This is a genomic window from Rhizobium redzepovicii (genome assembly GCF_019793435.1).
In the GTDB taxonomy this organism is placed as follows: domain Bacteria; phylum Pseudomonadota; class Alphaproteobacteria; order Rhizobiales; family Rhizobiaceae; genus Rhizobium; species Rhizobium redzepovicii.
In genome coordinates this window covers 134,386-146,496 of record NZ_JAILYH010000017.1, presented here as the reverse complement: position 1 = coordinate 146,496, position 12,111 = coordinate 134,386, and the positions used below count along the sequence as shown (strand labels likewise).

The 12,111-nt window shown below is 63.3% G+C and carries 11 protein-coding genes and 1 pseudogene; 7 read left to right on the top strand and 5 right to left on the bottom strand.

Annotation, left to right across the window (positions count from 1 at the left end; translation table 11 throughout):
• Window positions 1–25 precede the first annotated feature (25 nt).
• Window positions 26–1,171 (top strand): DUF2336 domain-containing protein, encoded by a 1,146-nt coding sequence (locus K6N12_RS25405; RefSeq protein WP_097628831.1) that lies wholly within the window; start codon window positions 26–28, stop codon window positions 1,169–1,171.
• Here the strand turns inward: K6N12_RS25405 and K6N12_RS25400 are convergent.
• Window positions 1,168–1,578 (bottom strand): hypothetical protein, encoded by a 411-nt coding sequence (locus K6N12_RS25400; protein ID WP_097628832.1) that lies wholly within the window; start codon window positions 1,576–1,578, stop codon window positions 1,168–1,170. The two genes, K6N12_RS25405 and K6N12_RS25400, sit on opposite strands and share 4 nt — an antisense overlap.
• Before the next feature lie 129 nt (window positions 1,579–1,707).
• On the opposite strand from K6N12_RS25400, the gene K6N12_RS25395 reads away from it, so the two are divergent.
• Window positions 1,708–2,166 carry a GNAT family N-acetyltransferase gene (locus K6N12_RS25395; RefSeq protein WP_097628833.1) on the top strand — a complete coding sequence of 153 codons (459 nt, stop codon included), beginning with the start codon at window positions 1,708–1,710 and terminating at the stop codon, window positions 2,164–2,166.
• A gap of 18 nt (window positions 2,167–2,184) precedes the next feature.
• Here the strand turns inward: K6N12_RS25395 and K6N12_RS25390 are convergent, their stop codons facing one another.
• The 3 genes and pseudogenes from K6N12_RS25390 to parE all read right to left on the bottom strand — a co-directional run bounded on the left by K6N12_RS25390 (window position 2,185) and on the right by parE (window position 5,962).
• Window positions 2,185–3,402 (bottom strand): AI-2E family transporter, encoded by a 1,218-nt coding sequence (locus K6N12_RS25390; protein ID WP_097628834.1) that lies wholly within the window; start codon window positions 3,400–3,402, stop codon window positions 2,185–2,187.
• Window positions 3,403–3,517: 115 nt separating this feature from the next.
• Window positions 3,518–3,679 (bottom strand): annotated as a pseudogene (locus K6N12_RS25385) (esterase-like activity of phytase family protein); the annotation flags it as partial.
• Window positions 3,680–3,847: 168 nt separating this feature from the next.
• Complete coding sequence (parE, locus tag K6N12_RS25380) at window positions 3,848–5,962, bottom strand: DNA topoisomerase IV subunit B (protein ID WP_097628836.1); 2,115 nt, start codon at window positions 5,960–5,962, stop codon at window positions 3,848–3,850.
• A 220-nt stretch (window positions 5,963–6,182) separates the two neighbouring features.
• Here parE and K6N12_RS25375 point away from each other — a divergent pair, with 220 nt between their 5' ends.
• From K6N12_RS25375 to K6N12_RS25355, 5 genes are all read left to right on the top strand, one after another.
• Window positions 6,183–7,082, top strand: a complete 900-nt coding sequence (locus K6N12_RS25375; RefSeq protein WP_097628837.1) for a phospholipase — start codon at window positions 6,183–6,185, stop codon at window positions 7,080–7,082.
• Between the two features lie 124 nt (window positions 7,083–7,206).
• On the top strand, window positions 7,207–7,977 hold the full coding sequence (tpiA, locus tag K6N12_RS25370) for a triose-phosphate isomerase (protein ID WP_097628838.1): 771 nt from the start codon (window positions 7,207–7,209) through the stop codon (window positions 7,975–7,977).
• A gap of 140 nt (window positions 7,978–8,117) precedes the next feature.
• Complete coding sequence (secG, locus tag K6N12_RS25365) at window positions 8,118–8,660, top strand: preprotein translocase subunit SecG (RefSeq protein ID WP_097628839.1); 543 nt, start codon at window positions 8,118–8,120, stop codon at window positions 8,658–8,660.
• Between the two features lie 144 nt (window positions 8,661–8,804).
• Window positions 8,805–10,433, top strand: a complete 1,629-nt coding sequence (gene pyrG / locus K6N12_RS25360) for a CTP synthase (RefSeq protein WP_012557733.1) — start codon at window positions 8,805–8,807, stop codon at window positions 10,431–10,433.
• Between the two features lie 74 nt (window positions 10,434–10,507).
• Window positions 10,508–10,978 (top strand): SRPBCC family protein, encoded by a 471-nt coding sequence (locus K6N12_RS25355; protein WP_097628940.1) that lies wholly within the window; start codon window positions 10,508–10,510, stop codon window positions 10,976–10,978.
• A 40-nt stretch (window positions 10,979–11,018) separates the two neighbouring features.
• On the opposite strand, the gene K6N12_RS25350 is transcribed toward K6N12_RS25355, so the two are convergent.
• Window positions 11,019–12,107 (bottom strand): citrate synthase/methylcitrate synthase, encoded by a 1,089-nt coding sequence (locus tag K6N12_RS25350; RefSeq protein ID WP_097628840.1) that lies wholly within the window; start codon window positions 12,105–12,107, stop codon window positions 11,019–11,021.
• Window positions 12,108–12,111 lie beyond the last annotated feature (4 nt).

Here is a 12,111-nt window from a genome sequence, read left to right as displayed (position 1 = left end):
TGAAACGCAAGGGAATCGCGTTCAAGTGCTGGGGCGTCGCGTGATCATAGAAGCTTTCCTTCGGTGGATCGAAACGGCCAAAACCGGTGACCGGGCCCGGGCCGCAAACGCGCTCGGGCGGGCCTATCTGCAGTCGGAGATGACGGGAGACGAGCGGTCGGCAGCCGAGATGGCGATGACCTTTCTGCTCGACGATCCGTCGCCGCGCGTCCGGCTGGCACTAGCCGAGGCGATAGCCTGGTCGCCCGATGCGCCGCGCAGCCTGATTCTTTCGCTTGCCGAAGACCAGCCCGAAGTCGCCTGCCATGCGGTGACCTGTTCGCCGCTTTTGAGCGATGCCGATCTCGTCGATCTTGCCGCGCGCGGCAACGGCGCCACCCGCATGCTGATCGCGGCGAGGGCGCATGTGACGCGCCCGGTTTCCGCAGCGCTTGCGGAAGTCGGCGACGAGGAAGAGCTGCTCTGCCTGCTCGAAAACGACGGCGCGGTGATCTCCGGCCAATCCCTGAAACGTATCGCCGAGCGACTCGGCGACGGCTGCGACATCCGCAACCTGCTTCTCGACCGCAGCGATCTTCCCGCCGATACCCGCCAGTTGCTCACTCAGCATGTCAGCAATGCACTGGTCGGCCTGCCGCTCGCCCAGGCGGCGATCGGTCTGCAGCGGCTGCAGCGCATCAGCCGCGAGGCGACCGAGGCTGCCATTGTTTCGATCGCCGGCGACATTGCGCCGCGCGAAATCCCCGACCTCGTCGAACATCTGCGCCTCAACGGCCAGCTGACGCCGTCCTTCCTCATGCATACGCTCTGCGCCGGCAAGGTCGATTTTTTCGCGGGCGCGATCGTCGATCTGACGGGTTGCGGCGAGCGCCGGGTGCGCTCGATCCTGGCAACCGGGCGCATGCATGCGGTGCGTGCGCTCTACGAATCCGCCGGCCTGCCCAGGGATATTAGCGTAATCTTCGTCGAGGCGACGCTCCTGTGGCGTGAGGCCGCCAGAAGAGCGCCGGGCAGCGTGCTCGGCACTGTCTGCGGCCGACTTCTGGAAAAATTCCGCCATCATGACGGCGCACATGGCGCGGTCGGCGAGCTGCTCGACATGGTGGAAAAGCTTGGGGTCGCCGAACAGCGGCAATCGGCTCGTGTCTATGCGGCGCTTGCGGCGGCTTAGTCGGCCAGCCGTGTCACGACCCAGGAGTAGCTGGCAGAGACGAAATGCACCGGTTTGGCGAGCGTGTCCTTGACGCTCCGGCCGGTGGGCAGATGGTCGCGGACCTTTCCTGCAATGTCGTCGGCAAAGCCACGCAGCCCCTGCGGGTGCTGTTCGGCCGTTTCGGGAACGGCCGGCGGCACGGGCGCCGGCTTTGGCGGTTCGGTGGCAGCAATGGCTTTCGGCGCCTCGCAGACTGCAATAACCGAGGGATAGCTGACATTGGCATAGGTTTTCAGGCGACGTTCGGCTTCGGCATCGCAGGCGGCAACCGTCTCCCAGCGTTTGTCGACCGTCGCGACATAGCTGCACTGGCTGATGGAATCGTCGCAACCGAGAATGGTCATCGCGATCAGCACCGCTTGCATATTTTGCCTCCTTGGCTATTGAGCATGTCATCGTCTTAGAGGGCGCAATTCCAACCGAATGAAGGCAGGGGCATTAACTCTTGGTCATGTCGGGAAAAATTGTGCGCTGCGCCAGCAGAAAGAGGGAGCATGTCCGTCACCATCGCCCTGGAGCCGCCGCGTCAGGACGGCGTCGTCCGGCTTCTCGATCTTTCCGATGCCTATGCAGGGTCGCTCTATCCCGCCGAGAGCAACCATCTGGTCGACCTCTCCTTGCTCGAGAAGCCTTCGGTAAGCTTCCTGGTCGCGCGCAACGGCGATGCGATCGTCGGCTGCTGCGCGCTGGTCGAGGCCGGCGACGGCACGGCGGAGATCAAGCGGATGTTCGTCGATCCCGAGGCGAGGGGGCTCAAGATCGCCAGCGGCCTGATGAATGCGCTTGAAACGATCGCCAGCGAAAAGCGGCTGACGGCGATCCGGCTCGAAACCGGCATCTACCAGCCCGAGGCGATCGCGCTCTACCGCAAATACGGTTACCAGGACATCGAAGCCTTCGGCGCTTATCTGTCGGATCCGCTCAGCCTGTTTATGGAAAAGCGGCTGGGATGACGGTTTACGAAGGTCGGTTCAGCCTTCAGCGATACGGGGAAGCGTTTTCGGCGTTCCGGGCGACGGCGGCGGCGCCTGTTCGTCGATAAGGATCTGCGGTCCCGTTTCGCCCTTATCGGCATTGCGGGCCTCGTGGATCCATTCGCGCCAGATGGCGACGATCAGCGCCATCAGTACCGGGCCGATGAAGAGGCCGAGGAAGCCCATCGTCTTGACGCCGCCGACGAGGCCGAAGAAGGTCGGCAGGAAGGGCAGCTTGATCGGACCGCCGACGAGCTTCGGCCGCAACGTCTTGTCGACGATGAAGAGCTCGACCGTTCCCCAGACGAAAAGACCGATGCCGGCGACATGCGAGCCGCTTGCCAGGAGATAGATTGAGACCAGCGTGAAGGAAAGCGGCGCACCGCCCGGTATCAGCGCCATCACGCCCGTCAACACGCCGAGCGTGACGGGCGACGGCACGCCGGCGATCCAGTAAGCCACGCCAAGCACGATGCCTTCGCCGATCGCAATCAGCGTCATGCCCATGACGGTGGAACTGATCGTCGCCGGCACGACGCGGGAAATGCGCTCCCAGCGGTTCGGCAGGATGCGCTCGCCGAGCATGTCGATCTGCTTGGAGAAGGAAAAACCGTCGCGATAGACGAAGAACAGCGCGATCAGCATGAAGAGAAGTGTCAGCAGGAGGTGGAATGCACCGCCGCCGGCCGCAAGCACGGCACGGTAGATATTGCCGATATTGGCGCCGCTGACGGCCTGTATCACTTCGCCCAAGGCGCCGGGGCTGCCGATATATTTGGTCCAGACTTCATCGAGATAGGCGCCGGCCCAAGGCAGGGCGACGATCCAGGCCGGTGTCGGGGCGCCGGAGCGGTTGGCATGGATTGCCCAGGCAACCCAGGTACGCACTTCACCCGTCGTATAGGTGACCGCAAGCCCGATCGGGATGACCAGGAAAGTGACGATCATGATGATGGCGATCGTCGCGGCGACCGTCGTATTGCCGCCGACGCGGGCAAGAAGCTTGCGGTAGAGCGGCCAGCTGGCGAAACCGATGACCAGGGCTGCCAGCACCGGCACGAGGAAACCGTAGAAGAAGTAAACGCCGGCCGCGACGATCAGAACCAACAGCCAGCGCGCCGCCGAAATGGAAGGAATCAGCGGTGTGCGTGTCGGCGCCGATGATCCGAGCCATCGTGGTTCATGATTGCTTTTCTGACGGTCGAACACACCCACGCGCGCCTCTTCTTATTCTTGTCTTCTGGTTATGGGCTATGAACCCGGCGGTTTCAAGGTCCGCACCATGAAAGCGTATACAAAGCGTCGCTATTCGGCCGTCAGAGCCGATATCTTACTGTTGCGGACGGCGCAAAATCTTGAAAGCGTAGAACTGCGTCTTCTGGGCGGCCGAGAAATTATTGTCGGAGCCGAGAATGAAGACGTCGGTTCCATCCTTGGCCTTGCCGAGCGACGTGGCCTCGATATTGTCGGGGACGAGGCCGATTGCTCGAACCGGCGCTGCCGCTCTTCCCAAGGGGAGGCCGCACGCCGACCGCTTCATGCGCCGGTTGTTTTACGGAGTTGTTACGGTTCTTCGTCAGTTCCGTGAAATCGCAGATGCTAAAATGGCGGCCGCGCCGAACGGTATCTCTACTCCAGTTCGGCGCGGGCCGCAGATGCTTTAAATATCGAGGTTCTCGGCGAAGGCCGCGCGTTCCTGGATGAAGCGGAAGCGGGCTTCCGGCTTGGTGCCCATCAGATCGTCGACAGCGCTGCGAGTGCCCTCGAAATCCACCTCGTCGATCAGCACCTTGAGCAGGGTGCGTTTGGACGGATCCATTGTGGTTTCCTTGAGCTGGGCGGGCATCATTTCGCCGAGACCTTTGAAGCGACTGATCTCGACCTTGGCCTTGCCCTTGAACTCCGTCTGCATCAGCTCGGCGCGATGATTGTCGTCGCGGGCATAGGCGGATTTCGACCCTTGGGTGATCTTGTAGAGTGGCGGCACGGCGAGGAAGAGGTGGCCGCCGCGCACCAGTTCCGGCATCTCCTGATAGAAGAAGGTGATGAGCAGCGAGGCGATGTGGGCGCCGTCGACGTCGGCATCGGTCATGACGATGATGCGCTCGTAGCGCAGATCTTCGTCGCGGTATTTCGACCGGGTGCCGCAGCCGAGCGCCTGGATGAGATCGGCAAGCTGCTGGTTGGCTCCGAGTTTTTCGCGGCCGGCGCTGGCAACGTTGAGAATCTTGCCGCGCAGCGGCAGAATTGCCTGGTTGGCGCGGTTGCGCGCCTGCTTGGCCGAACCGCCTGCCGAATCACCCTCGACGATGAAGAGTTCGGCGCCTTCGGCGGTGTTCTGCGAGCAGTCGGCGAGCTTGCCGGGCAGGCGCAACTTGCGCACCGCCGTCTTGCGGTTGACTTCCTTTTCCTTGCGGCGGCGCAGCCGCTCCTCGGCGCGCTCGATCACCCAGTCGAGCAGCTTGGCCGACTCGTTCGGGTTGTCGGCAAGATAATGGTCGAAGGGATCGCGCAACGCATTCTCGACGATGCGCTGGGCCTCGACGGTCGCGAGCTTGTCCTTGGTCTGGCCGACGAATTCCGGTTCGCGGATGAAGACCGACAGCATGCCGACGGCCGAGATCATCACGTCATCGGTGGTGATCTGCGCGGCGCGCTTGTTCTGCGTCAGCTCGGCATAGGCCTTCAGGCCCTTGGTCAGCGCGATGCGCAGGCCGGCCTCATGCGTGCCGCCTTCGGGGGTCGGGATGGTGTTGCAATAGGAATGCACCTGCGGATCGCCGCCATACCAGGTGATCGCCCATTCCATCGAGCCATGACCGCTGGTTTTCTCGGTCTTGCCGGCGAAGATCTCGCGGGTGACGGTGAATTCCTTACCCATCGTCGCCTGGAGATAGTCCTTCAGGCCGCCGGGGAAGTGGAAGACCGCCTTGTCAGGGACCTCGGAGCCTTCGGGCAAGACGCCCTGCTCGCAGCTCCAGCGGATTTCGACGCCGCCGAACAGATAGGCCTTCGAGCGCGCCATCCGGAACACTCGGGCGGCATCGAACTTCATGTGATCCCCGAAGATCTGGGGGTCGGGATGGAAGCGCACGCGGGTGCCACGGCGATTGTGGACGTCGCCCAATTCTTGAAGCCCGCCCTGTGGCAGGCCGCGGGAGAAGCGCTGGCGGTAGAGCTTGCGGTTGCGTGCCACTTCCACTTCGAGGTCGTCGGACAGCGCGTTGACGACCGAAACACCGACGCCGTGCAGACCGCCCGAGGTCTCGTAGGCCTTGCCGTCGAATTTGCCGCCGGCATGCAGCTTGGTCATGATGACTTCGAGCGTCGACTTGCCCGGCACCTGGGGATGGTTCTCGACCGGGATGCCGCGGCCGTTGTCGGAGACGGTGAGATAACCTTCGAGGTCAAGATAGACCTCGATGAAATTGGCGTGTCCGGCAACTGCCTCGTCCATCGCGTTGTCGATGACTTCGGCAAAGAGGTGATGCAACGCCTTTTCGTCGGTGCCGCCGATATACATGCCCGGGCGCATGCGCACCGGCTCGAGGCCTTCGAGGACGCGGATCGACGAGGCGCCGTACTCGTCCGAGTTCGACGCAGTGGGTGCCGGGCGCGCAGAGGCTCCCGCAGCAGAGGGGACTCCAGCAGCAGGTGGGGCAGCAGCCGGCGCAGCCGCCACCGGCGGCCGTTCGGCCGCAGCCGCAGGCTTCTGCGCCTCCTCGCGTTTTTCAGAGAGGGGCATTCCGGAAAAGAGGTCGTTGCTATCGTCCATGGAGCCGTTCAGATCTTCATCCTGTCTTGGGTCTGGCTTGGGGCTTGCATCCTCCGCCGACCCAAAATCACCGCATTTCATGTCACGTTTGCGAATCAGGCAGATTTTGCCAGAAAGCACCTCTATACGCGACACTGCCAGTTTTGGCGGGCTTTTCACACATGATTTGCGTTGCTGGGCGCCGAATGGCAAGCGGCGGCAGGCTTCAGGAACCATCCGAATGCGAATGTCCACAAGTCATTACACCATCATCACTGCAATTGCGGCGTTTTTTCTATCCGCGGCTGTCCTTTCCGCTGTCGGCCCGGCGCGGGCGGGCGATGTGCTGCCGCCGTTCAAGGACGATCTGTTTTCGAAGCAGGCCATCTTGCAGACGGGCGATGACGGCGCCTTCGAGGTCATCGACTATGACGAGATGCGCGATATCAACGACCGCGACCAGATCCCGCAAAAACGGGTGCAGCAAAAATATGTGGCGCTCGGCATCCGCAAGGCCCAGGTCGACGAGACGCTGTCTCTGGACGGCGTCAGGCTCGATGTCACCAGGGTGGGACAGGCACAGAATGCCGCCTTCACGGTGATTTTCATCCATGGCCGCGACGGCGATCGCCGGCTCGGCGCCAACGACTACAGCTTCGGCGGCAATTTCAACCGGCTGAAGAACCTCGTCGCCGGGAATGGCGGCGTTTATTATTCACCGACCGTCCGGAGTTTCGACAGCAACGGCGTTGCGGCGATCGCCGGCCTCATCCGCTATGCCAGCGCCCAATCGCCGGGCCGGCCGATCATCCTGTCCTGCGCCTCGATGGGCAGCCAGGTGTGCTGGGGCATTGCGCGCGACGAGGGCAGCGTCCAGCGGCTGAAGGGCATGCTTGTCATGAGCGGCGTCACCGATCCCGATTTCACCAGGAGCGGCTTCTACAAGGCGAAGCTGCCGCTCTGGTTCGCCCATGGCAGCCGCGACCCGGTCTATGCCGCCAGCACCCAGCAGGCGCTGTTCAAAAGCCTGCACAAGGCCAAATATCCGACGCACTTCACGCTGTTTCAGACCGGCAATCACGGGACGCCGATCCGGATGATCGACTGGCGCCGGGTCTTGAACTGGTTTCTTGCTGGTTAGCGGTTGAATTTCGCAGAAATTAGGCGGGATCGCCGAGATTCCCCTTACGTCAAGGGCATGATGCTTTTCTTTGCCGCGCGCTTTTGATATGGCCCAAGGCATACGCAGAATTTGGAAGGCTGGCATGACACCTGACGTGCGCCCGCTCGTGGCGGGAAACTGGAAAATGAATGGCATGCGTGCCTCCCTGGATCAGATCAAGGCGATCGCCGAGGGCGTTTCCGCGCCGCTTGCCGACAAGGTCGAAGCGCTGATCTGCCCGCCGGCGACGCTGCTTTATGTGGCGACGGCGCTCTGCACCGACAGCCCGCTTGCGATCGGCGCTCAGGACTGCCATCAGAACCCGTCGGGCGCGCATACCGGCGACATCTCGGCCGAGATGATTGCCGATTGTTTCGGCACTTATGTCATTGTCGGCCACTCCGAGCGGCGCACCGACCATGCCGAGACGGATCATCTGGTCCGCGCCAAGGCGGAGGCTGCCTTTGCCGCCGGGCTGACGGCGATCATCTGCATCGGCGAGACGGCCGATGAGCGCCGCACAGGCCAGGCGCTCGACGTCATCAAACGTCAGCTTTCCGCCTCGGTTCCGGACGGCGCCACCGCTGAGAACACCGTCATTGCCTATGAGCCGATCTGGGCTATCGGTACCGGTGTGACGCCGACGGCGGGCGATGTCGAAAAGGCACACGCCTTCATGCGGGCCGAACTCGCGGCCCGCTTCGGCGGGGAAGGCCGCAAGATGCGTCTTCTCTATGGCGGCTCGGTCAAGCCGGCCAATGCCGGGGAACTGATGGGCATCGCCAATGTCGACGGCGCGCTGATCGGCGGGGCGAGCTTGAAAGCGGCCGACTTCCTCGCCATCTACCGGGCCTATGAGGCGCTGCTCGCCTGAGGCATTCTTTTTATTCCCGGGTTATTCGTTTGTCCCGAGGCTTATTCCGGGCCCAAGGGCTTGGAATAGATGAAAGCCTCATGTAAAGAGCCGCCAGAATTCTTAACTTTGTCCGTCTCCAGGCGGGCAGGACTGGACCCATGCAGACCGTATTGATTGTCATTCATCTCATGATCGTGCTCGCCCTCGTCGGCGTCGTGCTCATCCAGCGCTCGGAAGGCGGCGGCCTCGGCATCGGCGGCGGTTCCGGCTTCATGTCGGCACGCGGCACGGCCAATGCGCTGACGCGCACCACCGCGATCCTTGCGACCCTGTTCTTCATCACCTCGCTCGGCCTCGGCATTCTGACGCGTTACCAAGGCCGCCCGAGCGATATTCTCGACCGCATTCCGGCAACGGGCGGCCAGGGCAACGGCATTCTCGATTCGCTCGGCGGCGGCGCGCAGCCTCCGGCAAGCCAGCCGGCCGGCAACGGCGTTCCGAGCAGCGGCGCGGCAGCGCCTGCACCGCAGGCTCCCGCCGCTCAACCTCCAGCAACTGGCGCTCCGGCAATGACCGCTCCGGCGGCTCCGGCTGCCAGCGAACCTTCAGCGACGGCTCCGGCAACGACTGCCCCGGCAGCGCCCGCTACTCCGGCCGCGCCGGCACCGGCTCAGCCCGCCGGCGTCCCGACGGGACAGTAAACCGGCCTTCGACATAAACCGCCGGCAGGCCCTTGGGTCTGCCGGTTTTCTTTTGTTCAGATTCCTTCGCCACGCTCCGAAAATTCCGGAAAAGAGTTTTTGGGGCTGGTGGAATCGTTTTTGAAAAGGTATCCGGTGAATCCCATGGCGCGATACGTATTCATCACTGGCGGCGTGGTTTCCTCTCTCGGAAAAGGAATTGCGGCCGCGGCTCTCGGAGCGTTGCTGCAGGCCCGTGGATATCGGGTGCGGCTTCGCAAGCTCGACCCCTATCTGAACGTGGACCCGGGCACGATGAGCCCGACCCAGCACGGCGAGGTCTTCGTCACCGACGACGGCGCGGAAACCGATCTCGATCTCGGCCATTACGAACGCTTCACGGGGCGTTCGGCGACCAAGACCGACAACATCACCACCGGCCGCATCTACAAGAACATCATCGACAAGGAACGGCGCGGCGACTATCTCGGCGCGACGGTGCAGGTCATTCCGCACGTCACCAACGAAATCAAGGATTTCGTCATCGAGGGCAATGACGACTACGACTTCGTCATCTGCGAGATCGGCGGCACGGTCGGCGATATCGAGGCGATGCCGTTCATGGAGGCGATCCGCCAGCTCGGCAACGACCTGCCGCGCGGCACCGCCGTCTACGTCCACCTGACGCTCATGCCCTATATTCCGGCCGCCGGCGAACTCAAGACCAAGCCGACCCAGCATTCGGTCAAGGAATTGCAGGCGCTCGGCATTCATCCCGATATCCTGCTGGTGCGCGCCGACCGCGAAATTCCGGAAGCCGAGCGGCGCAAGCTTTCGCTATTCTGCAACGTGCGCCCGTCGGCCGTCATCCAGGCGCTCGACGTCGCCAATATCTACGACGTGCCGATTGCCTACCACAAGGAAGGCCTTGATGACGAAGTGCTGGCAGCCTTCGGCATCGAGCCGGCGCCGAAGCCGCGTCTCGACCCCTGGGAAGAAGTCTGCAACCGCATCCGCACGCCGGAGGGAGAGGTGACGATCGCGATCGTCGGCAAATATACCGGCCTCAAGGACGCTTATAAATCGCTGATCGAGGCGCTGCATCACGGCGGCATCGCCAATCGTGTCAAGGTCAAGCTCGAATGGATCGAGTCCGAGGTCTTCGAAAAGGAAGATCCGGCGCCCTATCTCGAAAAGGTCCACGGCATCCTCGTGCCCGGCGGCTTCGGCGAACGCGGTTCGGAAGGCAAGATCCACGCAGCCCGCTTCGCCCGCGAGCGCAAGGTGCCGTATTTCGGCATCTGCTTCGGCATGCAGATGGCGGTCATCGAGGCGGCGCGCAATCTCGCCGACGTGTCCGGCGCCTCCTCGACCGAATTCGGCCCGACCAAGGAGCCGGTGGTCGGCCTGATGACCGAATGGGTCAAGGGCAACGAACTGCAGAAGCGCACGGCAGCCGGCGATCTCGGCGGCACGATGCGCCTCGGCGCCTACAAGGCGGCGCTGAAGAAGGGCACGAAGATCTCGGATATCTACGGCTCGACCGACATTTCCGAGCGTCATCGCCACCGCTACGAGGTCAATGTCGACTATAAGGACCGGCTCGAGAGCTGCGGCCTCGTCTTCTCCGGCATGTCGCCGGATGGCGTGCTGCCGGAGACGATCGAATATCCCGATCACCCGTGGTTCATCGGCGTGCAGTACCACCCGGAACTGAAGAGCCGGCCGCTCGACCCGCATCCGCTGTTTGCCAGCTTCATCGAAGCGGCGACGGAACAGAGCCGCCTCGTCTAGCCATGATGGGTATCCAGATCGCGCGATTTCAAGCGCGATCTGGGCAAGTGCTTATGGTGCTCTATATCGCCGGCATGGCCACCCGACGCAGCACGACCGTTTCACGCTTCATCGCCGCGCCGCCTGAGCGTATCTACCGTGCCTTTCTGGATGCCGAGGCGGTTGCCACCTGGCTTCCGCCCGGCTCGATGCGGGGGATCGTCCATGCCTTCGAGGGCAGGGAGGGCGGCGCCTTTAGCATGTCACTCGTCTATCCCGATAACGAGACGTCGCAGCCAGGCAAGACATCCGACAAGACCGACAGGTTCGAGGGCCGTTTCGCACGGCTCGTGCCCGACGAACGGATCGTCTGGGCGACGGCCTTCGAGTCCGACGACGACAGCTTTGCCGGCGAGATGACGGTCAGCACAACATTGTCGCCTGTGAATGGCGGCACCGATGTGACGATGGTCTGCGACGACATACCGGCGGGCATTCGCCTTGAAGACAATGAGGAAGGCTGCCGTTTGACGCTCGGCAACCTCTCCGCTTTCGTTGGCGGTTGATGCGTGGCGGCCGGGCATGCCCCGCCGCCGAGTTTGATCGTCAGGCTGCGGCCGGCAGCGGCCCGATATAGACCGAGCGCGGGCGAATCAGCCGGCCGTCGAGCGCCTGTTCGCGGGCATGCGCCAACCACCCGACCGTGCGGCCGATCGCAAAGACGCCAGTGAAGGCGTCACGCGGGAAGCCGAGCGCTTCGAGCAGCAGCGCAGTGTAGAACTCGACATTGACGTCGAGCGGTCGGTTCGGCTTACGCGCCTTCAGGATTGCCAAGGCGGCGGCTTCCACCGCTTCCGCCAGCGCGCCGCGGGCGGGGTCGACCTGCCCGGTTGATATCAGCGGCTTCAGTGCGCCCTTCAGCGCATCGGCGCGCGGATCGCGGACGCGGTAGATGCGGTGGCCGAAACCCATAAGTCTTTCACCGCGATCGAGCGCTTCGCCGAGCCATTGGCCGGCATTCTCTGCAATTCCCACGGAATCCAGCATGTCGAGCACCGGGCCGGGCGCACCGCCATGCAACGGCCCTTTCAGGGCGCTCAGCGCGGCTAGGACTGAAGAGGTGAGGCCGGCCTGCGTCGAGGCAATGACGCGCGATGCGAAGGTCGAGGCGTTGAGGCCGTGATCCGAAATGGTCACGAGGTAGGCGTCGAGTGCGGCCGTCTGCTCCTTGCGCGGCAATTGTCCGGTCAGCATGCGCAGGATATCGGTCGCTTGCGGCAGTGAGGCGTCGGGCGCGATCGGTCTTTCACCGCGCTGGAGGCGCAGAACCGCCGGCAGGAAGACCGCCGGCGCCGCCAAGAGGCTCAGCGCGGTATCGAGATCCTCGCCGTCGGGCAGCCGGGCGATCAGCGCCCGCATCGCATCAACCGGCGGCAGCGTCAGCAGGGTGGCATCGGCGGCCTCGACGTGGTCGAAAACCCGTGTTCGCGCATTCGCCAACCACTCGCGCAATTGCGCTTGATCGAAGCTTCGCTCCATCAGCCCGTCGAGCAGCAATGCGGCGACACCCTCATAGCTGCAGTCTGCAACGAGATGGTCCAGCGAGACGCCGCGGATGATCAGCCGTCCCGCTTCGCCATCGACATCCGAGAGCTGCGTTTCGGCGGCAATGACGTCTTCCAAGCCATTTTTCATGTTG